Raw genomic sequence first — 23,905 nt, forward strand, 5'->3', positions numbered from 1 at the left:
AGGACTGATCGAGTCCGCCGGGTAGTGAGCCAAGTGCTTGGCACCCAACCCATTGTCTGCCCTGCTTTTTGCCCTGCTCTTTGCCCTACGGTTTGTTCTGCTGCTTGTCCTACTGCTCGTCCTGCTATTCGTTCTGCTGTTTGTCTTGCGACCTCCCCCTCAGCCTCTCCCCGCACTGGTTCTTCTGCCTGCCTCTCCATTCGCGTTTCTATTAGCCTTGCTGTTTGCCTTTCTGTTTGCCTTTCGGTTGGCTTGCCTGCCTGCTCTTGCAGATCCCCGCCCGCTCCCATCAAGCAAGCCCAATACGATTGCCTCATCCGAGGGGTTTGAGCCTGCCGCATCGCTCCCCCGGCATTGACCCACTGCAATCCGAACCAGTACTCCTGTTGAACCAAGGCAGAGCTCATTTCACACCCCGATCGCTTAAACTCCCTGCCCCCACTCCGTCCACAGGCTGTAGTCCAGACTTTTGCTCCAAAGCCAGGCGATGTGTTTCATTGCGGTACAGCTCAATACGGCCCGCCTGATAACGCCACCCCAGGCTATATACCGCTGCAATCTGATCAAACAGCTCTGGCAAACGCAGTTGTTCAAAAACCAGGCCTCGTTGCTGAGACGATTCCAACCCCTTCCCCACACTTGTTCCTGGCGGGGAGTAAGTCGAAGGCAAGCGAGCCTCCGGGCTGATGAACACGGTCAGATCCGACAGCAAGGACAAACGACGTGCCAGCTCATCCAGATCGGGCAAAGGCGTTTCCAAAGAAAAGCTGAAGGTTTGTCTGGAGCGTAATGCCGCTGGCAAGACAGTCTGCTTTCGTAAAGGTACGGCCGCTCCCAGCAACCAGGGTTTGTCGACAGACTGGGCATGGAGCACGGAAGATGGGCTGTTGCCATTCTGTACTACGGCATCATCCAGCCACGGCTGATCGACATGCTGTCCTGCTGTTTGCAAGGTACAAGCCGCCATCAAAAGCAAAGGCAAGAGACAGAGGTAATTCATGACTGCCCCTCGGGTGGCACGCTAGGATCACAGGCTTGCGGCCAAGCCAGAACCCTAAGCACCTGGTTCGAGTAAAAACAGGCCTGCAAAGGATGTGCATTCAGTTGGGCAGCCGCGAACAATTGAGCCACGGCAGACTCGAAACTGCCCTCAAAGCGAGCTGCTGCCTTGATAGGGAAATCGACCTCCAAGGTCCAATGCTCTGGCGCAAAAACCCATTTCGCCTGTTTAGCCCATCGGACCAAGGCCTGCCTTAAAGTTCTATCCTTTATTCGCAGCTCAAAAACAGGCTGCTCAGTGGACTCTGTCCCCACAACAGGGACGGATACCGACAACACCTCTGAACGAGCTTGAAAAGCCTGTGTCTGCAATGGTTTTGCTGGGGCAGGCTCGCCCTCCTTCAGATGGGCCGACACCAGACCTGGCACACGCTGTGCAGGAAGCAAATGACTTTCCTCGGGAGAACGGGGCTCGGAAGAACGAGTCTCGGAACCACTTAATGGAAAGTAGCTTGGCGGAGAGCCACCAAGCGGAGGGCGACTCGCTTGGGCTTGCTGCGGATTGCTCTGCTGGCTGCGATCCTGTGAAAAAGCATCCGATACCTCCATGCCAAGCAATGCAGAACCTTCGCTATGGACACGCTTGCGCCCTAAACTGGCCTGCGCCTGTGCTCGCCCGGCTCGAAATATCAGCTCCGTCCACAAGCCTTCAATCACTTGAAACTGCCCCAAGGGCTTCAAAGGCAGCAGTACTTCCTGCCCATTCCTGTGTCCCAACACTGCGGGCAGTATCTGCTCCGGCGCAAAATGCAGCCAGATACGCGCCCCGTTATCAAAGACCTGCATAGGGCCCACTTGCGGGTCGCCAGACAAGCGCCAATCAAAATTAAAGACGCGGGTTCCCGGATCGGCCAGCAGACCATCCGGCCCCTGGCTGGTCTGACAGGCAGACAGCCCCAGGCCACACATCACCAACACGCAGAAACGGGCAAGAAAACGCATCACGAGCACCCAAAGAAAAAACCCCATGTCCCGTCAAGGGCATGGGGTTTATCTTCAAGGATGCTTGCCCAAGCCGCTAGATCGGCTTGTACGCACAGATAAATCAGCGTCCTTTCTGAGCCACCAAACGGTTGGCTTCCGTAGCGGCCGTACGCAATGCCGTCATGGCAGGTTGCTGACCGTCCAGCGCGCTTTCCAGGCTCTGGTTGAACACGGCGCGAATCTGACGGTAGTTACGGAAATTGCCCTTGGCTGTACCCGAAGCACCGCTGCTGTACGCACCAACCAGGTGCATCCAGTCGCCCTTGTCCTTGTAGTAGTCGCTACCCGTCGCATTGAAGGCTTCGCGGCTGACAGGCAAGAAGCCTGTTTTCTGATACCAGCGCGATGCGTTCTCTGGCTGAGCCAACCAGCTGATGAAGCGGGCCGAAGCCTGATTCTGTTCAGCGTTATGACCCTTCACCGCCCACAGTGCCGAACCCGTCACAAAGGGTTTGCCGGGGGTCTGGGTGACTTCAGGATAGTAAGGCAGACCGGTCACAGCGTATTTCAGGCCGCGCGTGTCACTGTATTCACCAATATGGCCGGAGTTGGAGAACATGACGGCACATTCGCCCTTGGCAAAACGCTGGGGCGACTCAGGCAAGGTGCCAGGCTTGACCAGCAGCTCGGATTTCACCCAGCTGATCATCATGGACAGGTGACGGATGTACATCACGTCAAAGTCAAAGCCCACTTTGCCTTTGACCTTGGCGCCAGGTGCCAGACCGTAAATCTGGTTATTGACCGCGGCCAGGTTCTCCAGGTTGATGGAGACAGACTGATCCGAGGTCAACGGACAACGGCGCGAGCCTTTATTGGCCAGATCGACCAGTTGGGCCTGCAGATCCAGCCAGACACGGCTGGGCACCGCAGGTTCGATCTTGGCTTTATCAAAGGCGTCCAGGTTGTAATACATGACCGGAATTTCGGCCATGTAAGGAAAGCCCTGCAATTGGCCACGGCCATTGCGCACAAAGGAGTTCGAGGCCAGGAACCAGGACACATTGTCCATTTTTTCCCGAGCCAGCAAGGTGTACATAGGCAAGATATAGGAGCGATCAGCGACCTCGTCCAGACCGGACATCTCGCCTAACTGCACCAGATTGGGCAAGTCTTTGCCCGCTTGCATGGCCTGATCCAAAGAGGCTTCCGTATCATGCGCCTTGACCGTCACTTTGACGTCTTTCTGGCTACGATTGAAATCCCGAACCAAGCTTTCAAACTCGTCCTGATTGTGCGAGTTCAAAGCGGTCCAGACCTGAATATCAACGGCTGCCAGGGCGGTGGACCCGAACAGCAAAGCGGCTGAGCCACCCGCTGCCATCGCCAAAGCCATAACACCACGTTTCAACAGTAATCCGCGTAGATTTTTCATACATCCTTCAAGATAAAAAAGGAAATTCAGGTTCGGGTTGTCGTCCCATGACCAGGTCCGCCAAGGCTCGGCCAGAGCCTATACCCATGGTCCACCCCAGGGTGCCATGTCCGGTATTCAGGTACAGGTTAGGAATGGAAGATCGGCCTATCAGTGGGACATTAGATGCTGTGGCAGGACGCAGTCCTGACCAGAAATGAACATTATCAAAATCCAATGCGCTTGGGAACAGATCTGCGACCTGGGTTAACAAAGCCTGACAGCGGGCGGGATTCAAACTGCGGGAATAGCCCGACAATTCAGCGGTTCCAGCCACCCGCAGGCTATCGCCCAGACGGGAAAAAACAAGCTTTTTATCTTTATCGGTCAGACTGACAGTGGGCGCCCCCTCGGGCACCAGTACAGGGAAGGTGGCCGAATAGCCTTTGGCCGGGTAAACGGGGCAAGAAATCCCCAGCGGCTGTAAGACCGTGGGGCTGAAACTGCCCATGGCGACAACAAAAGCATCCGCCTGGATAGACTCGTACGCGCCATCAGCACCAATCACCTCGACTCCCACGACTCGGCCCTTGGTCGTTAGCAAACGGGTGATCTGTGTGGAAAAGCGAAACTCCACCCCGGCGCGCTTGGCCATCGCGGCCAAACCACAAGTGAACTGATTGGCATCACCGGACTCATCGTCCTTGGTGTAATCACCACCCACAATCTGATCGCGGGCTGACGCCAGAGCAGGCTCAAGCTGCACCAGTTCGTCCACGCTCATGATGCGCCGGTCCACCCCCATATCGCGCATGACATCCGCCATTTGCTGTGAATCATCCAGACTTTGCGCATCACGGTAAAAGGTGATGATGCCCTTTTCCTGATGTCGGTAATCAAAGTCCAGGCTAGGCCGCAATTGCTTGAGCGTGCTGCGGCTGTATTCAGCCATCGCCACCAGGGCACGCACATTAGGCGCAACCCGGCCGGGCAGGCACTCTCGCAGAAAAGACAGGCACCAGCGCCACTGACGCAGATCCAGACGCGGACGGAACAGCAAAGGAGCATCGTCCTGCAGCAACCATTTCAGCAGTTTGAGCGGCATTTTCGGGTTGGCCCAGGGCTCGGCATACGACACCGAGATTTGCCCGCCATTGGCACGTGAGGTTTCCTGCGCAGGACCGGTTCCCCGATCCACGACCACCACCTCACAACCTTGCTGGCTGAGCCACCAGGCAGTTGATACCCCAATAATGCCGCTGCCCAGAACTGCTACTTTCATGTGTACTGTCCGCTTGTTGAGCTATTGATCAAGACGCTTACTTTACGTCTGCCAGGGACGTAAAGGCATCTGCAAAATAATTGTCCGGATTCAGCTGAGCTTGCTCCACAAAATCCTTGCGGGCCGCTTCAACCATACCCGGTGCGCCACAGGCGTACACCTGCCAGGCCGACAGATCCGGCAAATCAGCCAATACCGCCTGATGCACAAAGCCCGTGCGGCCTGTCCAGCCATCTTCAGGCTGAGCATCGGAAATCACCGGAATGAAACGCAAGTTGGGCAGTTCGCTGGCCCACTTCTCGGCCAGTTCCGACTGGTACAGATCCTTGGGTCGACGGCCACCCCAGTACAAGGCCACTTCGCGCTGGCTGCCGGTTTGAATCAGACGCTCGATCAAGGCCTTGATCGGCGCAAAGCCCGTGCCGCTGGCCAGGAACACCATAGGAGCAGCGCTGTCTTCACGCAGAAAGAAAGAACCCAAAGGCGCTTCCACACGCAGAATTTCGCGCTCTTTCATGGCGGTAGCACCGGCACCAAACACGTGATCGGTAAACACGCCGCCGGGCATGTGACGAATATGCAATTCCACCTGATTGTCTTCCCGTGGCGGTGTAGCCATGGAGTAGCTGCGACGGCTGCCATCTTTCAGGATGAATTCCAGATACTGACCGGGGTAGTAACGGAAAGGCTCGGACGATGGCATTTGCAGACGCACCACCATCACATCATCACGTACCTTTTCCAGACCCACCACGCGCGACGGCATCTTGCGAATCTGAATATCGGTCGCCATGCGAATTTCGTGGGACTCGATCAGCATGTCGCTGCTGGGCTTGGCCTGACAGAACAGAGTGTAGCCTGCAGCGCGATCCTCTTCACTCAGCAATTGCTCGGGCGCACGGCCTGCATCGTATTCACCTTCAATGACCTTGCCACGGCAAGACGAACAGGTGCCATTGCGGCAGCTATAGGGCAAGACGATGCCTGCATTCAGCGCGCCATCCAGCACAGACTGTCCTGGCTGTACGTCAAAACTGTGCCCGCTGGGCTGAACCGTGACTTTGAAACTCATATCCAACACTCAAAAAAGAAATCTATCAGGCGGAGGGCCAGCCTCCGGCGGCTATACAAATTCAGGACTCTTCAGGCCGATGCAGCACAGGGTCGTTCAATTTGAGCGACAGGGCCTTGCCCTTGCCTGCCCGCTTGCCCAGATAATTGGCCAGCATGTCCAGATCCATGACGATGGTGGACGGACGCTTGCGATTCACTCCGCTGACGGCCAGACCGGCTTCGCCAAAGGCCACCCATTGACTGAGGTTGTCGCCGTCGTTCAACTTGATCAGCACCGTGCCACGGCCGCCTTTGGACAGCACCTTCAGTTCCTTGATGTCCACCACCAGGAAACGCCCCTGCTCGCTGAGCAGGCCCACATACTGGTCGTCCGGACGCAAGGCCAAAGGCTTGAGCAGCTTTTTGCCATCCTCGATGGTGACAAACTGCTTGCCTGCTTTCTGACGGGTGTTCATGTCGCCCTGAGAGGCCACAAAACCGTAGCCGTCGCAGGCAGCCAGCAAGTAGTTCTGGTCCAAAGGCGCACCCAGAATGTGCTCGATAGGCGCACTGGGGCTGACTTCAATCATGGAGGTAATGGGCTGTCCGTCACCACGTGCCGAAGGCAAACTGGAGACCGGCACAGTATAGACCCGGCCATCGGTGCCGATGGCGACCAGGTCCGTGGTACTGCGGCACTCCAGCGCATCGCGCAAGCCATCGCCCGTCTTGAAGCTGAATTGCGAAGCGTCGTGACCGTGGCCCTGACGCGAACGCAGCCAGCCCTTGCGCGACACAATCACGGTAACGGGTTCATCGACCACCTTGGTTTCCAGCACGGCGCGCTCGGCCGCTTCAATCAAGGTACGACGGTCATCACCATAGGTTTTAACGTCTGCTTCGATCTCACGAATCATCAGACGTTTCAAGGCCTTGGGATCGTCCAGCAGCTTTTGCAGAGACTCCTGCTCGTCCAGACGTTCTTTCAGCTCTTTCTCGATCTTGAAGCCTTCCAGACGCGCCAACTGACGCAAGCGCATTTCCAGAATATCGTCGGCCTGACGCTCGCTAAGATCAAAGCGCTCCATCAAGGCGGCACGCGGCTCGTCGGATTCACGAATGGTTTGAATGACTTCATCCACATTCAGGTACACCACCATGCGCCCTTGCAGCACATGAATACGGTCGGTGACCTTGTCCAGACGGTAGCGAGTACGACGCTCCATTGTGTGACGACGGAATTCCAGCCAGTTCAGCAAGACCTGACGCAGGGAACGCTGACCAGGACGGCCATCCGTATCAATACACACCAGGTTGATGGAAACGTTGCGCTCCAGGCTGGTCTGCGCCAGCAAGGTGGTCACGAACTCGTCCCGATCAATGGCACGTGATTTGGGCTCAAACACCAAGCGCACCGCCGCCTGCTTGCCGGACTCGTCGCGCACGGCGTCGAGCATGTTCAGCATCAAGGCTTTGGTTTGCTGTTGCTCGGTGCTCAGGGATTTCTTGCCGGCCTTCACCTTGGGATTGGTGCGCTCTTCAATCTCTTCCAGAATCTGCTGGGAGGAGCTGCCGGGCGGCAATTCAGTCACGACCAGTTGCCATTGGCCACGCGCCATTTCCTCGAAGACCCAACGGGCACGGGCCTTGATGGAGCCTCGTCCCTGGGCGTACACCGCGGCGATATCGTCAGCGGCGGAAATGATCTGACCACCACCGGCAAAGTCCGGGCCGGGAACGATCTCGTGTATTTCCTGATCGCTCAAATTCGGGTTGCGCAGCAGGCTGACGCAAGCCTGGGCAACTTCGCGCAGATTGTGCGAGGGAATCTCGGTCGCCATCCCGACGGCAATCCCCGATGCGCCGTTAAGCAGCATGATGGGCAGGCGGGCAGGCAAAGTCACCGGCTCTTTCTGGCTGCCATCGTAGTTGGGAATGAAATCCACCGTGCCTTCGTCCAGCTCGTCCAGCAGCAGACGGGAAAACGGCGTCAAGCGTGCTTCCGTGTAACGCATGGCGGCGGCATTATCGCCGTCGCGTGAGCCAAAGTTACCCTGCCCGTCCACCAGCGGATAACGCAGCACAAAATCCTGCGCCATACGCACCATGGCGTCATAGGCGGCCTGGTCACCGTGGGGGTGATACTTACCCAGCACATCCCCCACCACACGAGCCGATTTCACGGGCTTGGCCGTTGGGCCCAGGCCCATGGCATCCATCGCGTACAAAATGCGGCGTTGTACCGGCTTCTGGCCATCGGTCAGGTCGGGCAAGGCACGTCCGCGTACCACTGAAACGGCGTAATCCAGATAAGCCTGTTCCGCGTAAGTCGCCAGCGTGATGCTGTCGTCCGATCCCGCCGGTTCAAAATCCAATTGATTGCTGTCCATAAATAACTCTTAAGTCGCGCTCAGACGTCCAGATCGGCCAAATTGCCTTTTTCTTCCAACCAGGCACGGCGGGCAGAGGCCTCGCCCTTGCCCATCAGCATGGTGAACATGGCTTGCGTGCCGCTCAACCCATCCTCGCCCCAATGCACGGGCAATAAGCGACGGGTATCGGGGTTCATGGTGGTGTCCCACAACTGTTCCGCACTCATTTCACCCAGACCTTTAAAGCGGCTGATGCTCCAGGACTCGTTGCGTATGCCTTCGTTGCGCAGTTTTTCCAGAATCGCATCCAGCTCACCCTGATCCAGACAATAAATCTTGCGAGCCGGGCGTTTGCCGACGGCAGGTACGTCTACGCGGAACAAGGGAGGACGCGCCACATACACGTGGCCAGCCTCGATCAGCTTGGGGAAATGGCGGAAGAACAAGGTCAGCAAGAGCACCTGAATGTGCGAGCCGTCCACGTCCGCATCAGACAGGATACAGATGCGGCCATAGCGCAAACCGGATAAATCCGGCTCGGACTGGGCATCGTGCGGGTCCACGCCAATAGCTACGGAAATATCGTGAATTTCCTGGTTGGCGAACAGACGATCGCGGTCCACTTCCCAGGCATTGAGCACCTTGCCGCGCAGAGGCAGAATGGCTTGAAACTCCTTGTCGCGGCCCATCTTTGCGGAACCACCGGCCGAGTCACCCTCGACCAGGAACAGTTCAGAGCTTTCCAAATCGTGCGATTCGCAGTCCGTAAGCTTGCCCGGCAACACGGCCACACCCGAGCTTTTACGTTTTTCCACTTTCTGCGCTGAACGGGTGCGGGCCTGGGCCTGACGCACCGCCACTTCAGCCAATTTTCGGCCCTGATCCACATTCGCGTGCAGATGCAGTTCCAGCGCATTGCGCACATAACCACTGACCAGACGCACGGCATCGCGGCTATTGAGCTTTTCCTTGATTTGCCCCTGGAATTGCGGGTCCAGCACTTTGGCGGACAGCACAAAGCTGGCACGGGCAAACACGTCTTCGGCCTGCAGTTTGACGCCCTTGGGGATCAGGCTGTGCAGCTCGGCAAAGCTGCGCACGGCCTGATACAAGCCATCGCGCAAGCCCGATTCGTGCGTACCACCGGCACTGGTGGGAATCAGGTTGACGTAGGACTCGCGCACAATCTGCGAATCCAGCGTCCAGGCCACCACCCAGTGTGCCCCTTCGCCGGGGGAGAAATTATCGTCATCTTGCGGGGCGTACTGGCGGCCTTCAAACAGGGGCACCAGCAGCTCCACGCCGTCCATCTCTTCCTGCAGATAGCCGCGCAAACCGTCTTCATAGCACCATTGCTGGCGCTGGCCGGTTTTCTGCTGCACCAGCTCAACCGTCACGCCTTCCAGCAAGACGGCCTTGCTATGCAGGATATGAGTCAGTTGAGCCAGAGGAATCTGGGCAGAGTCGAAATATTTGGGATCGGGCCAGACCCGTACGCGGGTTCCCGTCTTGCGCTTGCCCACTGTGCCCGTCTGGGTCAGGGGCTGTTCCAGCTCGCCATCGGCAAACACAATTTCATTGGCTTGCCCATCACGCCAGACCAGCACTTCCAGGCGCCGCGACAAGGCGTTGGTCACCGAGACACCCACCCCGTGCAAACCGCCGGAGAAGGCATAGGCACCGCCATTGAGCTTGTCGAACTTGCCCCCGGCATGCAGTCGGGTGAACACCAGTTCCACCACCGGCGCATTTTCTTCAGGGTGCAAGCCAACGGGAATACCGCGCCCATCGTCTTCAACCTGTATGCCGCCGTCCTCCAGCAAGGTGACAGTCAGGGTGCGGGCAAAACCAGCCAGGGCTTCGTCGGCCGCGTTATCGATGACCTCCTGCACAATGTGCAGGGGATTATCCGTGCGGGTATACATGGCCGGGCGCTGACGGACCGGTTCCAGCCCTTTGAGCACCCGTATAGAAGATTCGTCGTAACGTGTAGTAGACAACTTGATTCCCGGTAGATCGTACAGAAAAACGCTATTTTACGAGTGGTTAGGCGCCAGTGGGGAAACGCTTTATTGGCGCGCGTTGCGCAGTGAATGCACATTATCAACCAGACGCAATGGTATCCTGTCAAAAATTGGCAACAAGACCGTCGCAATTGGCCGTAGAATACATTGTGCTCAGGTCACGCCACACGTATAGTTTTTCGTTATCTTTTATTTTTTTTGCATCTTGCCATGAGCGACTCCATCATTCACGTTACAGACGCCTCCTTCGAGAGCGACGTCCTCAAAGCCGAACTTCCTGTTCTGGTTGATTACTGGGCTGCCTGGTGCGGTCCCTGTAAAATGATTGCACCTTTGCTTGATGAGGCAGCCGAACTGTACAAAGGTCGTGTTATCATCGCTAAGCTCAACGTCGATGAAAATCCCGACACTCCTGCTCAATTCGGTGTTCGCGGTATTCCAACGCTCATGCTGTTTAAAGACGGCAAAGTGGCCCAGACTAAAGTCGGCGCACTTTCCAAGTCCCAACTTAGCGCGTTTCTCGACAGCTCCCTGTAATCTCTGATTAACCGCACGCAGGCCCTTTGCTGGCCTGCGGTCTGCTGCTGAAAGCCCTTCCCCACACCCATGCACCTGAACGAATTAAAAGCTCTGCACGTCTCGCAGCTGCTAGAAATGGCTGCCACTCTGGAAATCGACAACGCGAACCGCTTGCGCAAGCAAGAGCTTATGTTCGCCATCATGAAAAAGCACGCCAAGAAAGGCGAGCAGATTTTCGGTGATGGGGTGCTTGAAGTCCTGCCTGATGGTTTTGGTTTCCTGCGTTCGCCCGAAACCTCATACCTGGCCAGCACAGACGATATTTACATCTCCCCCTCGCAGATTCGTCGTTTCAATCTGCACACGGGTGACTCCATTGAAGGCGAAGTGCGCACCCCTAAAGACGGCGAGCGCTACTTTGCCCTGGTCAAGGTGGACAAGGTCAACGGCATGCAGCCCGAAGCCATCAAACATCGCATCATGTTTGAAAACCTGACCCCGCTGCACCCCGATCAGCCCATGCGCCTGGAGCGCGACATCAAAAGCGAAGAGAACATCACAGGTCGTATCCTGGATATCTTCTCGCCTATCGGTAAAGGCCAGCGCGCCCTGATCGTGGCCAGCCCCAAATCCGGTAAAACCGTGATGATGCAGCACATGGCTCACGCCATCACGACCAATTACCCCGAGGCCATCATGATCGTCCTGCTAGTAGACGAGCGCCCCGAGGAAGTGACTGAAATGCAGCGCACCGTGCGCGGCGAAGTGGTGGCCTCCACCTTTGATGAACCCGCTACGCGTCACGTGCAAGTGGCCGAAATGGTCATTGAAAAGGCCAAACGCCTGGTTGAATTGAAAAAAGACGTGGTGATCCTGCTGGACTCCATTACCCGTCTGGCTCGCGCCTACAACACCGTGGTCCCTGCTTCGGGCAAGGTTTTGACCGGTGGTGTGGACGCCAACGCCCTGCAGCGCCCCAAACGCTTTTTTGGCGCTGCCCGTAATCTGGAAGAAGGTGGCTCCCTGACCATCATCGGTACTGCCCTGATTGAAACCGGCAGCCGCATGGACGAAGTCATCTATGAAGAATTTAAAGGTACCGGCAACTCCGAAATCCACCTGGAGCGCCGTCTGGCCGAGAAACGCATTTACCCTGCCATCAACCTGAACAAATCAGGTACACGTCGTGAAGAGTTGCTGATCAAGCCCGACCTTCTACAAAAGGTCTGGGTTCTGCGCAAGTTCATCCATGGGATGGATGAAATTGAAGCTATGGAGTTTATCCTGGACAAAATCCGGGCTACCAAGACCAACTCCGAATTCTTCGACATGATGAAGAAGTAAATCGAACATCCCGCGCAAGCCTCTCTATACGAGAGGCTTGCTTGCGATGGGCGTATGATCGGGTGCATTCCCGTGCATCCATTCTTTCAATCTGCTGAGTTCTACTCGAAATCTCAGTATTGCAAACAGAGTTCGCTTGCAATGAAATCTATCTCTCTAGAACAGTTCCTAGCCAGAGTGCAGTCCCGCGACCCTAATCAGCCTGAATTCATGCAGGCCGTACGGGAAGTCATGACCAGCTTGTGGCCCTTCATCGAGAAAAACCCCCAGTACGCCGATCATGGTCTGCTCGAGCGTCTGGTCGAACCCGAACGTGCTATCCAGTTTCGTATTTCCTGGGTAGATGATCGCGGTCAGGTTCAGGTCAATCGCGGTTTCCGTATTCAGCACAGCAATGCCATTGGTCCTTTCAAGGGCGGCATGCGCTTTCACCCTTCGGTGAATCTGTCCATTCTGAAATTCCTGGCCTTTGAACAAACGTTCAAAAACGCCCTGACTACCCTGCCTATGGGCGGCGGCAAAGGCGGCTCGGACTTTGATCCCAAGGGCAAATCGGATGGCGAAGTGATGCGCTTTTGCCAGGCCCTGATGATTGAGCTGTACCGTCACCTGGGTCCAGATACCGACGTTCCTGCTGGTGATATCGGCGTGGGCGCACGTGAAGTGGGCTTTATGGCCGGCATGATGAAAAAACTCTCCAACAGCGCAGCCAGTGTGTTCACCGGCAAGGATTTGTGCTTTGGCGGCAGCTTGATTCGTCCTGAGGCCACGGGGTATGGCACCGTATATTTCGCACAAGAAATGTTGGCTCGCAAAGGCCTGTCCTTTGACGGCATGACAGTCTCGGTTTCCGGTTCGGGCAATGTGGCTCAATACGCCATTGAAAAATGTCTGGATCTGGGCGCGAAAGTAGTTACCGTTTCCGACTCGCAAGGTTGCGTGGTGGACATGGACGGCTTTACCCGCGAAAAACTGGCTGCCCTGATGCACGTTAAAAATGTGCAACGTGGTCGTCTGGTGGATTACGCCAAAGAACACAACTTGCTGTTTGAAGAAGGCAAACGTCCTTGGCACGTCCCTGTGGACATCGCTCTGCCTTGCGCAACCCAGAATGAACTGGATGGCAAAGACGCCGAAATCCTGATCAAGAACGGTGTGCGTTGCGTTGCCGAAGGCGCCAATATGCCCAGCACGCTGGACGCAGTCGATGCCTTTATCCATGCCAAGATTCTGTATGCCCCAGGCAAAGCCAGCAATGCAGGTGGTGTTGCCGTATCCGGTCTGGAAATGAGCCAAAACGCCCAGCGCCTGAGCTGGACACGCGAACAAGTTGACGCAAAGCTGCACTCCATCATGCGTGACATCCACGAAAATTGTGTGAACTATGGTCAAGAAAGCGACTTCATCCACTACGTTAACGGCGCCAATATTGCCGGCTTTGTCAAAGTCGCCAATGCCATGCGTCATCAAGGTGTTTATTAAGTTTTGCGCCTTGCTCAGTAGTCAAAAAAACCGCCCACAAGGCGGTTTTTTTGTTTCTGTCCAAGCTGGAAGTGTCTGTCGCAGGTTTGACCCTATCCGCTCTTGAAAGCCATGGTCTGGCCACCCACTTGAAGCAACAAAACATGGTCCTGATAAAGCTCTGCCTATCTACAAACAGAGCCAAGGAGAAGCCCCTGAACCAAGCCAGGACATCAAGGCAGAAAAATATCCCCACGCTGTGCATAATACGGCCCAGCCCACCGAGCCAAAGGCCGATACACCTCCAGATCTACTTTCCCCTTCTCGTCCATCAAGGACGAATCAACATGAAAAGCCAGCACTTCCAGAATATGCAGCTGGTTCACGCCATGCCCCAAATCCACTACCTGATCCAGCTTGCATTCCATCTGCACCGCTGCCCCACCCAGGCGAGGCACGCGCACATACTGGCTGGGCACGAGATTCATGCCCAACTCCTTTACCTCGCTCTGACCAGGTGGCAAGGCAGCCGCACTGGCGTGAACCGCCGCCAGATCAGACTGGCGGCATAACTGCACCACACATTCTTTGTTGGCCTGCAAATTACGGGCCGTATCCTTCAAGCTACCGTCATCATTACGGTTGATATTGATCGCCAGCATGGGCGGGCTGTGTGCCACGTAATTGAAGGAGCTGAAGGGTGCCAGATTCACACTGCCCGACTCCTCCAAGGTACATACCCAGGCAATGGGACGTGGCACGATCAGGGACGTCAGCAGGCGGTAGGCCATGCTGTCGTCCATGCCCTCGCAAGACAGACTGCGATAGCTGGATGATGTGTCAGTCGTGTGCATAGGCGGCCTAAATGAAGAGCTGAATGGTGGGTAAATAACCATCCACACTCAACAGGTCCACCCGCTTCTCCACGATCTCCCAAGCCTGATCGACGGCGCGCAAACGGTAGGAGGCAGTAGCGGGCAGAACCTCGGTTTTTTGCTTCTGATACTCTGAATAAATCAGATTGGTGCGCACGGTATAGCAGCCGTCCTCGTCAGGGTGTTCGGACTGAACGCGCGGGTTTTGAATCACACGCAGACCGCGCACGCCGGGTTGCAAGGAAAAGGCACGATGGTGCGACAAGCGGTCAATACGCAAGCGCATCAACATGCGGTTTTCCAAGGCAATGCACATGCGCCCTTCCGGGCTTTCCTGGCCGGATTCACCGGGAATCCAGTACAGGCCATCCTGCGCGAATAGCTCGTACCATTCGTCAAAACGACCCTCGTCCAGCAAGGCGTTCTCTTGCCATACAAAGCTCTGCAGGCTTTGTTGCAGGCTCGTCGTTTGCTCCAGATGCTGGCCTTGTTCCTGGCTTTGCTGCGAATTCAATTGTTGCTGCCCCTCTTGCAACTCATGCTGTACTTGACCATTCCGCTGGCCCTGTTCTTGCTCCATCCCCATCATTCCTGCTCCTGCTGCTTCATGCCTTGCTTCCAGGCACGGTATTGGTTGCGTATGACCCATTCATTATTCGCGTCATCAAAGGTGCCCTTGCCCTGCTCACCTTCCTGCGCATCGTATTGACGCAGCAGATTCACCCACGGATTACCCTGGGCTTTCAGGCTGGCTTGCTGGCTCTCGAACAAATGCACATCGTCATGGGCAACAACGCTCATGGGCGAATAAACCAGACGGCTATAAGTCAGCCCGCGATCCAGCATTTCACGCGGTGCCCCTTTGGGTTGAAACACCCACACTTCCAGCAAGGTTCGGTCTACAGCCAAAGGTCGCAACACACGAATAATCTGCGGCGAACCCTTGGCCGCCATGCTGGGGTAAAACACCACGTTTTGTGGATTGAAACCCAGCACCCGAGCCGCTTTCTCCTCGCCCCAGGCTTCGTTCATCATGGCTTCGTAGCCCGGAATCCCGGAGTAATCGGTATGAATGCTGAACTTGGTGCCCAGAATGCTGTGCCCGTTCGGGTAGGTTTCCACGCCCATACGTGAATAGAAGTCGTAGCCCGAACCGAAGGGCAGCAATTGCTCCAGCGCGGTGGGGTCCTCTTCCTTGAACACTTCACCCACTTTGGCTGCCGAGCTGGAGGCCGATTCATGCGTGGAGATGGGATGCACGGTGTCGTTGATGTTCTCCATGTACATCTTCCAGTTGCAGTTGATGACGGTACGAATCGAACCGCCTGCCACCTGCAACTCCCCTTCCGGAGAGCGATCCGCCATATTGTCCAAGGCCTGCAGCACATCACCGAAATACTCTTGCAGGCTGAACCCTTCCTTGCTGAGGCGGGCAAACACAAAGCCGCGATAGCTTTCTACCGCCCCCGGTGTAGACAGGCCGCCCGCAGCCGGGCATTGCGAAAACTCCGTGTTTTCGTAGGCGTTTTTCAGCGGCACCGCCAGCAGCGAGCCATCCAGCTTGTAGGTCCAGGCGTGGTACGGACAACGCAGCATCTTGCCCACATTGCCGCTGGGTTCGCTGACCAGCCTGGCCCCCTTGTGGGCGCAACGGTTCATCACCACCCGCACCGAGCCATCGCTATGGCGCAGCATGATGACGGGGCTTTGCGCCAAGGTCACCGATACATAATCGCCCGTCTTGGGCACCTGACTTTCATGGCCCACGTAGAGCCAGGCACGGCTGAACAGCCGTTCCATTTCCAGTTGAAAGACGTCCTCGTCCAGATAGGCATCCCGATGGACCTGATGGTCCTGGGTCAGGCCCGACAAGGCGGCCTCGTTATTGGCATAACTCATAGTGCTTCCTGTAAATACGAGTAAAACGGGATTCAGACCGCCATAGCGGGTACTAAAGCGGGTGCAGCCTCACCCACGGTTTGGGATGGACAATCCAGAGGCGCAGGCCAGATCTGGCTGGAATCATCCGGCGGCACACTGCCCAGCAAAAGACGGGTATAGGGATGCTGCGGGTCGGCAAACACCTCGGCAGTATTTCCTTGCTCTACAACTTCACCGTTTTTCATCACCAGTACTCGTGTGCACAAATAGCGAATCACGGACAAGTCGTGCGAGATGAACACCACTGCGACGCCCAATTCCTTATTCAGTCGCAGCAAGAGATTCAAAATCAGCGCCTGCACCGATACATCCAGACCGGACACAATCTCGTCCGCCACCAGCAGACGCGGCTGCACACACAAGGCGCGAGCAATGTTCACGCGTTGCTTTTGCCCGCCAGACAGTTCCGAGGGGAAACGCAAACCCGCATCCTGGGCAATGCCCACCTGCGCCATCAACTCGTCGGCTTTCTGACGACGCTGCTCAGGTGTCATCCCCGGCTGCAACTCCAGTACCTGCGTTACCAACTGCTGTACGCTGCGGCGTGGATTCAAGGCCGAATCCGGGTCCTGAAACACCATCTGAATCGTCTGCGACAAGGACTCGCCCTGCCCTTTGGCAAACTGCTCGCGGGACTGGCCTTGCACCAGCACTTGCCCACCGCTGGGCTGCAACAGGCCCACCATCAAACGGGCGACGGTGCTTTTGCCACTACCGCTTTCCCCCACTACGCCGACCATCTCGCCAGGGCGCACGCTCAAGGACAGGGGCCGCAAGGCATACATCAGGCTGCGACGGCCATTACGTGTCACTCGGTAGCTGCGCTCCACATTCTGAAATTCCACCAGCGGGGCGGACTCTTCAGAAGGCCCTTGCGGCAGGACATGCAGCTGGGCTTGCGCCGCCACATCACGCGTCATGCAGGGACCGGCGCAGCTTACCCAATGACCGGGCTTCACCGCCTCCAACTCTGGCGCACGCTGCTCACAGGCTGCATTACGCGTAGGACAACGGCGAGCAAACCGGCAGCCCGGCAGATCCCGCATGTCTTTCAGGCCCGGCATGATGTCGGCCAGTGACGGCAAGGCATACAAAGGGCCATTCAATGCTGGCGTCGCATTCTTCAAGGCCCAGGAATAAGGATGCAAAGGAGTATCCAAGACATCCGCGGCGGGACCTTGTTCGACCACATCCCCGGCATACAGCACGGCAACCTCATCACAGACGTGGGCAGCCATACGCAGATCGTGGGTGATCAGAATCACGGCGGTTTGATGGCGCTGCTGCACATCACGCAAAATGCGGATAATTTGCGCTTGGGTAATCACATCCAAAGCCGTTGTAGGCTCGTCAGCCACGATCAGTTCCGGGTCGCCGGAAAAGGCCATGGCAATCAGGATACGCTGGCACTGCCCGCCCGAAAGCTCATGGGCATAGCGCCCCAGCATGGACGGCGGATCAGGCAGACCCACTTCATGCAGACGCTCCAGGCAATATTGCTCGCGCGATGCACGAGGAATACCCAGTCGAGCCAAGTGCTCGAACATCTGCTGGCGTATGGTCAGCACCGGATTCAACGAGGACAAGGGCTCCTGCGGCACAAAGGCCACTTTGCGACCCAGCAGACGGCGCATTTGTGCACCCGTGACCACTGAGCCCTGAAAACAGACCTGGCCCGAGGACAAGCGCAGATTGCTGGGCAACATGCCCGAGATCACCCGCCCTATCATGCTCTTGCCTGCGCCGGACTCCCCGACCAGCCCCAAGGTGCGGCCTGCTTGCACCGCAAACGAGACCTTGCGCAGCAGCTCTACCGATTGCCCTTGTACCGGCACCGAGACACTGACTTGCTTGAATTCAATAATCGGCACGCTCATCAGTGCGCTCCTCGTTGCTTGAGCCGAGGATCCAGCGTGGTGCGCAAACCATCACTCAGCAAATTGAAACCCAGCACTGCAAACACAATGCCAATGACCGGCGCCATCAGGCCCCAGCCTGCCTGGTAAATCTGGTCACGACCGTCGGCCAGCATCACGCCCCAGGCCACCACATCCGAAGGAACGGAAAGCCCCACGAAACTGAGGATGGCTTCAACCACAATGGCCACCCCCATTTGCAGACTGAACAAGGTGACGATCAGTGGCGCCACGCTAGGCAGCACTTCACGCAACATGATGCGCAGGTGGGAAAAGCCCAGCAAATGCGCGGCATAAACATAATCACGCTGGCGCGCCACCAGAACTTCGGCCCGAACCACGCGATAAAAACGGGTCCAGTCCACCAGCACCACGGCCAGAATCACGTTGAACAGCCCCGTGCCCAAGCCCACCATCAACATCATGGAAAACACCACGGGCGGGAATGCCATCCACAGCACCACTAGAGAGCTGACTCCCCGGTCGAACCAGCCACCGATATAACCAGCCAAGATAGCCAGCACCGTGCCCAGCACCATGGTCCCTGCGGCAGCGGTCACAGCCACCTGAAAGGCCACACGGCTGCCATAAATCAGGCGCGACAAAATACATCGCCCCAGGCCATCCGTTCCCAAGGGATACTGCGCCAGACCACCCTCCTGCCACGCGGGTGGCAAGAGCGTGGCCAGCAAGTCCTGAGCATTAGGATCGTTGGGAGCCAGCAAAGGGGCAAACAAGGCCACCAAAGCAAAGATCAAGACCAGAGTGCCGCCAACCAGCACTTTGGGATGGGCCAGCACAGGCCGCAGCCGCGCTTGCCAGAAAGAATGTGGATGCGCGCTCATGTGGACCTCAGACGTGGATTCATAACGCTGTACAAGCCATCGACACAGAAGTTGACGGCCAGCACCATCAAACAGAACACCAGAGCCACGCCCTGAATCAGGGGAAGGTCATGGTTCTTGATGGCTTGCACCATCAGATTGCCGATACCGGGGAAGGAGAAAATGACTTCGATCAGCAAGGTGCCGCCAAACAAGAAGCCAAATTGCACGCCGATCAGGGTCAAGGTAGGCAGGGCCGCGTTTTTCAGCATATGCACCAGCAGCACTCGCCATTCCGGCACACCGCGCAGACGGGCTACGTTCACGTACTGGCTATTGGCTGTCTCAATCAGGCTGGAGCGCAGCACGCGAATCACGATGGGACTGAAAGCCAGAGCCAAGGCCAGAGCGGGCAGGAGCAAATGCGAGAAGGCATCCCACCAGGCTTGCCATTGACCGCGTACCAAGAGGTCAAACAGCAGAAAGCCCGTGCCGCCATCTACGGCTGGTGTGCCTTCCATTCGTCCCATAAAGGGCAGGACCGGAAACAGCACACCGAACACCACGATCAAAATAATGCCCCACAGAAAGGACGGCACCGACAGAAGCAGCACCAGCACGAAGTCGGCCACAAATTCGATCTTTTTCTTGTCCAGCAAATACAGAACAATGCCGCCAGGAATAGAGATCAGCAAAGCCATCAGCAAGCTGATACAGGCCAGCTCCAGCGTGGGTGGTAAAGCCTGGGCCAGCAAACCCGTCACCGGCTGATGAAAGAAGATGGAGTTGCCCAGATTGCCGCGAAACACACCGCTCAACCAAACCTGGTACTGATGCAAGGCCGAGCCATCCATGCCCAGCTCAACACGCAGCGCCTGCGCATCGGCTTCGGTGGCCGAAGGAGGCAGCATCATGCCCAGAGAGTCAGCGGGAATGACGCGCAGCATGAAGAACACGATCATGGACAGCAAGAACGCCGTCACCAGCACGAAGACGAGCTTGCGCGCCATCAGGAAGCAAACGTTTTTCATGAAGAGAACCGCAGGAGAAAATACGCCGGGTCAAACCCGGTAGACCACCCCGCAGCGCGATGCTGCGGGGCGCATGAAAGGCTTACTGCCAGGAATATTCCTGCGGCAGGATGTAGCCCGTCTGATAGGTATTGAGCTTCAGGCCCTTTTTGTAGGCAATGGTGGAGATGGACTGCAACACCGGCAGACTCCAGGCCTGTTCCGCGGCTTCACGATTCAGCGCCTGATAACCGGCTACTCGCTTGTCCTCGTCCATCTGACGGTTCAGCTCATCCAGCGTGCCCGCCAGACGCTCTTCTTTCCAGGTGGAAAAACGCAGGCGCGGATCCAGAATGCGGCCCGTGAAAATCTCCGGATCGCCCGTTGCATTGGCCCAGCTGTACAGCATCACACCCGTCAATTTGGACGAATGGCTCAGCTCCAGATACTTGGCCACGGTAATTTCCTCAACCGTGGTTTGCACACCAATCTGGCTCCACATTTGAGCCACCGCACGGGCCACGTCGTAGTCCGATGGGAAGGTGTTATTGGTGGAGTACAAGGTAATGGTCAGCGGCTTTTCCGTGCTGTAACCCGCTTTGGCCAATTCCTCTACGGCGGCTTTCTTGTCGAAAGGAATATTCAGATCAGGCACATCGCCGGGTGAGCCTTTGGTAGCCAGAACCGACAAGGGCTGGGCGACATTTTTGTAAAAGGCGCGGGACAGACCGGCCTTGTCGATGGCCATGTTCATGGCACGACGCACGTGCACATCCTTGAAGCTGTCCACATAGCTGGGCATTTGCAGAATGTAGATCTCGCTATACGGGTAGACCTTGGCTTCCAGCTTGGGATTCTTTTCCAGACGGGTAATTTCGCGCACCGGAATCTGCACAGAGACATCGGCCCGACCGGACTCAACCGCAGCAACGCGTGCCGAGGAATCCGGCACGATTTCAAACACGACCTGCTTCAGGTCTGGCGCACCTTGCCAGTAGTCCTCAAAAGCTTCCAGGGTGATGCGGGAACCACGTTGATAATCGCTCAGCTTGTAAGGGCCTGCGCCAATCGGACGCTTCAGGAATTCCTCTTCCCCTACCTTCTCGAAATAAGCTTTGGGCAGGATATAGGCCGACAAGAAGGCCAGGCCTTTGGGAGCCGTTGGCGTGGGCGAACTGAAATGAATAATGGCTTCCAGCGGGCCGGTCACTTCCACTGACTTCAGGGTGGGCAACATGCCGTTCAGAGCCAGAGTTTTCTTGTTGATTGCACGATCGAAGGTGAACTTCAAATCCTCGGCCGTCATGTCGCTGCCGTCATGGAATTTCACCTTGTCGCGCAGCTTCACCTTCAGGGCCTGGCCTTGTTCGTCCGCCCATTCCCAGGACTCGATCAGGCGTGGTGCCACCTTCAGATCGTCACCCACGAACAGGGGTGAATCAAACACGGCCTTGTAAATCGACTGACCCGCCGGAAAGGTGACCGAGGTCGGGTCCCAGGACGGAATATCAACCGGGAAAGCAATTTTCAATTCGCTCCCGGCTGCCTGGCTGGCCGTCCCCCAGCCCATCATCAAGGCAGCCCCCAAGGCCAGCCCCATTACGCTTTTTCGCAACGCTTTCACCATTTGTCCCCTTTTGTTATGCACTTCATTCCAGCGCTAGTCCGCCTTGCGAAAAAGTATATAGTTTATTCTTAAATTAAATAGATAATGGTTTTCCCTATAATTTATTTGCTTTAATATCAATCTATTATCTAAAAACAAAACAATATACTTTTCCTTAAAAATGACTGAATTCAGAGACAGATTAAGCTGGGATACGGCACAGGGCCAGATTTTGGACGCCGATCGGCGCTACTTGATGATGCGTACCGACGTGTTGATGGGGCTGTTTCGCCGGCTGGATGAACCCGCCCGAACGCAGGCGCTGGATGCATTGGGGCAGGCCGTGATGGAGCAAGGTGGCTTGTCCGCCAAGGCGTATTGGGAAGCCATCAATCACGACCCGCAGGCCTTGCTGGACAGCATTGCCGATATCTCGGCACAGCTGGGTTGGGGGAACTGGGACATTCAAACAGAGGCCACAGGAGCTTTGCAGGTTCGCGTGCAAAACAGCCCCTTTGCCTGGGGATTTGGCCCCCATGATCAGCCCCTGTGCCGGCCTATCGTTGGTATGCTTACAGCCGTCGGACAATTGATCTACGATCAGCCCGTCCAGGTGCAGGAAACACACTGCTGCGCACAGGGACGCCATGCCGACTGCCTGTTCACCGTCTTGCCCAAAACCAATGAATAAAAACCAGCCTGCCGCCCCCAAACTGAACATACGCCAGCAGGTCTACAAGCACCTGCGCAGCCGCATGCGCAGTGGCGACATCAGCTATGACAACCGTCTGGTTGACCATGAAATTGCTGCTGAACTGCAAGTCTCGCGCATGCCTGTGCGCGAAGCCTTGCTGCAACTGACCAACGAAGGATTGCTGGAGGGCACATCACGCGGCTTCATGCTGCGGCGCTTCACCCCGGCCGATATTGCACAGATTTTTGAAATACGAATGCTGCTGGAGCCTGAAGCGGCTGCCGCCGCTTGCCTGCAAGCCAGTCTGGAGGGGCTGGCCTTGATGAACAAGGCCGCCAATGCAGCCGAAAAGGCCCACGCCGCCGCAGACCCCATGCAATACATGATTGCCAACGATGCGTTTCGGGAAAGCTGGATCACGCTCTGCCCCAACCCGCACTTGAGCACCATGATTCTGCGTCTAAGCGATCACGTGGAAGCCGTGCGTCTGGCCACTTTGCGCGATACGCGCTATCGGGAGCTGTCCATGCAGGCCACCCGTGGCATTCTGCAATCCTTTCTGGACAAAGACCCGGAACAGGCGCGCGAGCATGTACGCACGAACCTGCGCCATGCGTCCATGAGCTATTACGCGACACTGGATGAAATGCTGGAGCGTCAGACCGGCTAGGCATCCTGCCGCCGCCGGTGTCTGCCCGGTGATCAGGGCTGTGTTTTCTGATCCACCGCCGCTGCAATGGCCTTGCCAATCGTGGCGATGGCCGCGTTGCGCTCTTCCATAGAAGCCTTGGTTTCCGTGATGTAGACGGCGGCCACCAGCGGCGCACGTTCAGGGGGCCACATCACCGCCACGACCCCGCGTGTGCCATAAGCGGCTGCCCCGGTTCGGTCTGCCACCGCCCAGCTTTCCGGAACACCAGCCCGCAGCAAAGGCCCACCCACTTCGTTATGGCGCAACCAGTCAATCAAACGATCACGATCTGGTGCTTTAAGCGCATCGCCCAGAACCAGATTCTGCAAGGTGCGCACCATGGCTTGCGGGGTTGTTGTATCCCGCGGATCACCAGGTGTAGCTTCATTCAGGCTGGGCTCGTTGCGATCCAGACGCGTCACCGTGTCACCCACGCTGCGTAGAAAGGACGTGATCGCCTCGGGCCCGCCCAGCATCTCCAGAACCCCATTGGCGGCGGTATTGTCGCTGTTGCGCATCGTGATCGCACACAAGTGCGACGCTGGCACGTACTGCCCTATCAGGTCTTCTGCCGTGGGTGCATACGACTGAATGGCCTCTTCCCTGACCAGCCAAGCCGTCTTCATGGCGCCCGGTCCTCGGGCCAATAATGCCGAACAGATCAAGGCCTTGCTGGTACTGGCCATGGGGAAACGCTCATCGGCACGGTATTGCCACCACTGCCCGTCTGCCGTGTCCAGTACAGCCAGACCAACACGGGCCTGCAAGGACTGCTCAAGCTCTTGTGCAGCCTGAGCCACAGGATGGGTTTCCGCCCCAATAGCATGGAAAGACAGACCCGCCACGATCAAGGTCGCTGCCAGTCGTTTCAGTCTATGTGCGCTCATCGGCCCATC

At 56.8% G+C, this 23,905-nt stretch carries 20 protein-coding genes; 5 read left to right on the forward strand and 15 right to left on the reverse strand.

The genetic code is table 11. From position 1 onward, the window contains the following. Nucleotides 1-403 precede the first annotated feature (403 nt). The 7 genes from DUD43_RS11880 to DUD43_RS11910 all read right to left on the reverse strand — a co-directional run bounded on the left by DUD43_RS11880 (nucleotide 404) and on the right by DUD43_RS11910 (nucleotide 10,110). Nucleotides 404-1,000 (reverse strand): hypothetical protein, encoded by a 597-nt coding sequence (locus DUD43_RS11880; protein WP_153230452.1) that lies wholly within the window; start codon nucleotides 998-1,000, stop codon nucleotides 404-406. Next, on the reverse strand, nucleotides 997-2,001 hold the full coding sequence (locus DUD43_RS11885) for a TcpQ domain-containing protein (protein WP_153230453.1): 1,005 nt from the start codon (nucleotides 1,999-2,001) through the stop codon (nucleotides 997-999). Before DUD43_RS11885 ends, DUD43_RS11880 begins: the two co-directional genes overlap by 4 nt. Nucleotides 2,002-2,104: 103 nt before the next feature. Beyond that, a complete protein-coding gene (locus DUD43_RS11890) occupies nucleotides 2,105-3,394 on the reverse strand; it encodes an extracellular solute-binding protein (protein WP_228125782.1) in 1,290 nt (429 codons plus the stop codon). Nucleotides 3,395-3,425: 31 nt separating this feature from the next. After that, the gene (locus DUD43_RS11895) at nucleotides 3,426-4,679 is read right to left on the reverse strand and encodes a D-amino acid dehydrogenase (protein ID WP_153230455.1); all 1,254 of its coding nucleotides are present in this window, start codon (nucleotides 4,677-4,679) and stop codon (nucleotides 3,426-3,428) included. Between the two features lie 37 nt (nucleotides 4,680-4,716). Then, the gene (locus DUD43_RS11900) at nucleotides 4,717-5,751 is read right to left on the reverse strand and encodes a CDP-6-deoxy-delta-3,4-glucoseen reductase (protein WP_009455928.1); all 1,035 of its coding nucleotides are present in this window, start codon (nucleotides 5,749-5,751) and stop codon (nucleotides 4,717-4,719) included. Nucleotides 5,752-5,812: 61 nt separating this feature from the next. Beyond that, nucleotides 5,813-8,122: a DNA topoisomerase IV subunit A gene (parC, locus tag DUD43_RS11905; RefSeq protein ID WP_153230456.1), complete on the reverse strand. Its 2,310-nt coding sequence runs from the start codon at nucleotides 8,120-8,122 to the stop codon at nucleotides 5,813-5,815. Between the two features lie 20 nt (nucleotides 8,123-8,142). Further along, nucleotides 8,143-10,110, reverse strand: coding sequence for a DNA topoisomerase IV subunit B (locus DUD43_RS11910; protein WP_416202949.1), 1,968 nt, complete (start codon nucleotides 10,108-10,110; stop codon nucleotides 8,143-8,145). 228 nt (nucleotides 10,111-10,338) lie between these two features. Between DUD43_RS11910 and trxA the strand changes: the two genes are divergently transcribed. From trxA to gdhA, 3 genes are all read left to right on the forward strand, one after another. Continuing rightward, the gene (trxA, locus tag DUD43_RS11915) at nucleotides 10,339-10,665 is read left to right on the forward strand and encodes a thioredoxin TrxA (protein ID WP_153230458.1); all 327 of its coding nucleotides are present in this window, start codon (nucleotides 10,339-10,341) and stop codon (nucleotides 10,663-10,665) included. Between the two features lie 69 nt (nucleotides 10,666-10,734). Next, nucleotides 10,735-11,991 carry a transcription termination factor Rho gene (rho, locus tag DUD43_RS11920; RefSeq protein ID WP_009455931.1) on the forward strand — a complete coding sequence of 419 codons (1,257 nt, stop codon included), beginning with the start codon at nucleotides 10,735-10,737 and terminating at the stop codon, nucleotides 11,989-11,991. Between the two features lie 141 nt (nucleotides 11,992-12,132). Further along, the gene (gene gdhA / locus DUD43_RS11925; RefSeq protein WP_153230459.1) at nucleotides 12,133-13,473 is read left to right on the forward strand and encodes an NADP-specific glutamate dehydrogenase; all 1,341 of its coding nucleotides are present in this window, start codon (nucleotides 12,133-12,135) and stop codon (nucleotides 13,471-13,473) included. A gap of 212 nt (nucleotides 13,474-13,685) precedes the next feature. Here the strand turns inward: gdhA and DUD43_RS11930 are convergent, their stop codons facing one another. The 7 genes from DUD43_RS11930 to DUD43_RS11960 form a co-directional block, all read right to left on the reverse strand. Next, complete coding sequence (locus DUD43_RS11930; RefSeq protein ID WP_194273385.1) at nucleotides 13,686-14,306, reverse strand: flavin reductase family protein; 621 nt, start codon at nucleotides 14,304-14,306, stop codon at nucleotides 13,686-13,688. A gap of 7 nt (nucleotides 14,307-14,313) precedes the next feature. Next, nucleotides 14,314-14,907: an aromatic-ring-hydroxylating dioxygenase subunit beta gene (locus DUD43_RS11935; RefSeq protein ID WP_194273386.1), complete on the reverse strand. Its 594-nt coding sequence runs from the start codon at nucleotides 14,905-14,907 to the stop codon at nucleotides 14,314-14,316. Nucleotides 14,908-14,912: 5 nt separating this feature from the next. Beyond that, nucleotides 14,913-16,226 carry an aromatic ring-hydroxylating dioxygenase subunit alpha gene (locus tag DUD43_RS11940; RefSeq protein WP_153230462.1) on the reverse strand — a complete coding sequence of 438 codons (1,314 nt, stop codon included), beginning with the start codon at nucleotides 16,224-16,226 and terminating at the stop codon, nucleotides 14,913-14,915. Between the two features lie 32 nt (nucleotides 16,227-16,258). Then, nucleotides 16,259-18,145, reverse strand: a complete 1,887-nt coding sequence (locus tag DUD43_RS11945; RefSeq protein ID WP_153230463.1) for an ABC transporter ATP-binding protein — start codon at nucleotides 18,143-18,145, stop codon at nucleotides 16,259-16,261. Next, a complete protein-coding gene (locus DUD43_RS11950) occupies nucleotides 18,145-19,029 on the reverse strand; it encodes an ABC transporter permease (protein WP_153230464.1) in 885 nt (294 codons plus the stop codon). Before DUD43_RS11950 ends, DUD43_RS11945 begins: the two co-directional genes overlap by 1 nt. Then, nucleotides 19,026-20,039 carry an ABC transporter permease gene (locus DUD43_RS11955; protein WP_153230465.1) on the reverse strand — a complete coding sequence of 338 codons (1,014 nt, stop codon included), beginning with the start codon at nucleotides 20,037-20,039 and terminating at the stop codon, nucleotides 19,026-19,028. The genes DUD43_RS11950 and DUD43_RS11955 overlap by 4 nt, the downstream gene beginning before the upstream one ends. Nucleotides 20,040-20,121: 82 nt before the next feature. Continuing rightward, nucleotides 20,122-21,642 carry an ABC transporter substrate-binding protein gene (locus DUD43_RS11960; RefSeq protein WP_228125968.1) on the reverse strand — a complete coding sequence of 507 codons (1,521 nt, stop codon included), beginning with the start codon at nucleotides 21,640-21,642 and terminating at the stop codon, nucleotides 20,122-20,124. Nucleotides 21,643-21,880: 238 nt separating this feature from the next. On the opposite strand from DUD43_RS11960, the gene DUD43_RS11965 reads away from it, so the two are divergent. After that, nucleotides 21,881-22,315, forward strand: a complete 435-nt coding sequence (locus DUD43_RS11965; RefSeq protein WP_228125783.1) for a 4-vinyl reductase — start codon at nucleotides 21,881-21,883, stop codon at nucleotides 22,313-22,315. Continuing rightward, nucleotides 22,308-22,988, forward strand: a complete 681-nt coding sequence (locus DUD43_RS11970; protein WP_153230468.1) for a GntR family transcriptional regulator — start codon at nucleotides 22,308-22,310, stop codon at nucleotides 22,986-22,988. The genes DUD43_RS11965 and DUD43_RS11970 overlap by 8 nt, the downstream gene beginning before the upstream one ends. Before the next feature lie 32 nt (nucleotides 22,989-23,020). Here DUD43_RS11970 and bla read toward each other — a convergent pair whose 3' ends face one another. Then, nucleotides 23,021-23,896 (reverse strand): class A beta-lactamase, encoded by an 876-nt coding sequence (bla, locus tag DUD43_RS11975; protein WP_153230469.1) that lies wholly within the window; start codon nucleotides 23,894-23,896, stop codon nucleotides 23,021-23,023. Nucleotides 23,897-23,905 lie beyond the last annotated feature (9 nt).

The organism is Alcaligenes faecalis (assembly GCF_009497775.1).
GTDB classification, from domain to species: domain Bacteria; phylum Pseudomonadota; class Gammaproteobacteria; order Burkholderiales; family Burkholderiaceae_B; genus Alcaligenes; species Alcaligenes faecalis_D.

Excerpts from the sequence above, each read along its gene's own strand:
- DUD43_RS11880 (WP_153230452.1), bottom strand. The coding sequence starts at position 1,000 with ATGAATTACCTCTGTCTCTTGCCTTTGCTTTTGATGGCGGCTTGTACC.
- DUD43_RS11885 (WP_153230453.1), bottom strand. The coding sequence starts at position 2,001 with ATGCGTTTTCTTGCCCGTTTCTGCGTGTTGGTGATGTGTGGCCTGGGG.
- DUD43_RS11895 (WP_153230455.1), bottom strand. The coding sequence starts at position 4,679 with ATGAAAGTAGCAGTTCTGGGCAGCGGCATTATTGGGGTATCAACTGCC.
- DUD43_RS11900 (WP_009455928.1), bottom strand. The coding sequence starts at position 5,751 with ATGAGTTTCAAAGTCACGGTTCAGCCCAGCGGGCACAGTTTTGACGTA.
- parC (WP_153230456.1), bottom strand. The coding sequence starts at position 8,122 with ATGGACAGCAATCAATTGGATTTTGAACCGGCGGGATCGGACGACAGC.
- trxA (WP_153230458.1), top strand. The coding sequence starts at position 10,339 with ATGAGCGACTCCATCATTCACGTTACAGACGCCTCCTTCGAGAGCGAC.
- rho (WP_009455931.1), top strand. The coding sequence starts at position 10,735 with ATGCACCTGAACGAATTAAAAGCTCTGCACGTCTCGCAGCTGCTAGAA.
- gdhA (WP_153230459.1), top strand. The coding sequence starts at position 12,133 with ATGAAATCTATCTCTCTAGAACAGTTCCTAGCCAGAGTGCAGTCCCGC.
- DUD43_RS11930 (WP_194273385.1), bottom strand. The coding sequence starts at position 14,306 with ATGCACACGACTGACACATCATCCAGCTATCGCAGTCTGTCTTGCGAG.
- DUD43_RS11935 (WP_194273386.1), bottom strand. The coding sequence starts at position 14,907 with ATGGAGCAAGAACAGGGCCAGCGGAATGGTCAAGTACAGCATGAGTTG.
- DUD43_RS11940 (WP_153230462.1), bottom strand. The coding sequence starts at position 16,226 with ATGAGTTATGCCAATAACGAGGCCGCCTTGTCGGGCCTGACCCAGGAC.
- DUD43_RS11945 (WP_153230463.1), bottom strand. The coding sequence starts at position 18,145 with ATGAGCGTGCCGATTATTGAATTCAAGCAAGTCAGTGTCTCGGTGCCG.
- DUD43_RS11950 (WP_153230464.1), bottom strand. The coding sequence starts at position 19,029 with ATGAGCGCGCATCCACATTCTTTCTGGCAAGCGCGGCTGCGGCCTGTG.
- DUD43_RS11955 (WP_153230465.1), bottom strand. The coding sequence starts at position 20,039 with ATGAAAAACGTTTGCTTCCTGATGGCGCGCAAGCTCGTCTTCGTGCTG.
- DUD43_RS11965 (WP_228125783.1), top strand. The coding sequence starts at position 21,881 with ATGATGCGTACCGACGTGTTGATGGGGCTGTTTCGCCGGCTGGATGAA.
- DUD43_RS11970 (WP_153230468.1), top strand. The coding sequence starts at position 22,308 with ATGAATAAAAACCAGCCTGCCGCCCCCAAACTGAACATACGCCAGCAG.
- bla (WP_153230469.1), bottom strand. The coding sequence starts at position 23,896 with ATGAGCGCACATAGACTGAAACGACTGGCAGCGACCTTGATCGTGGCG.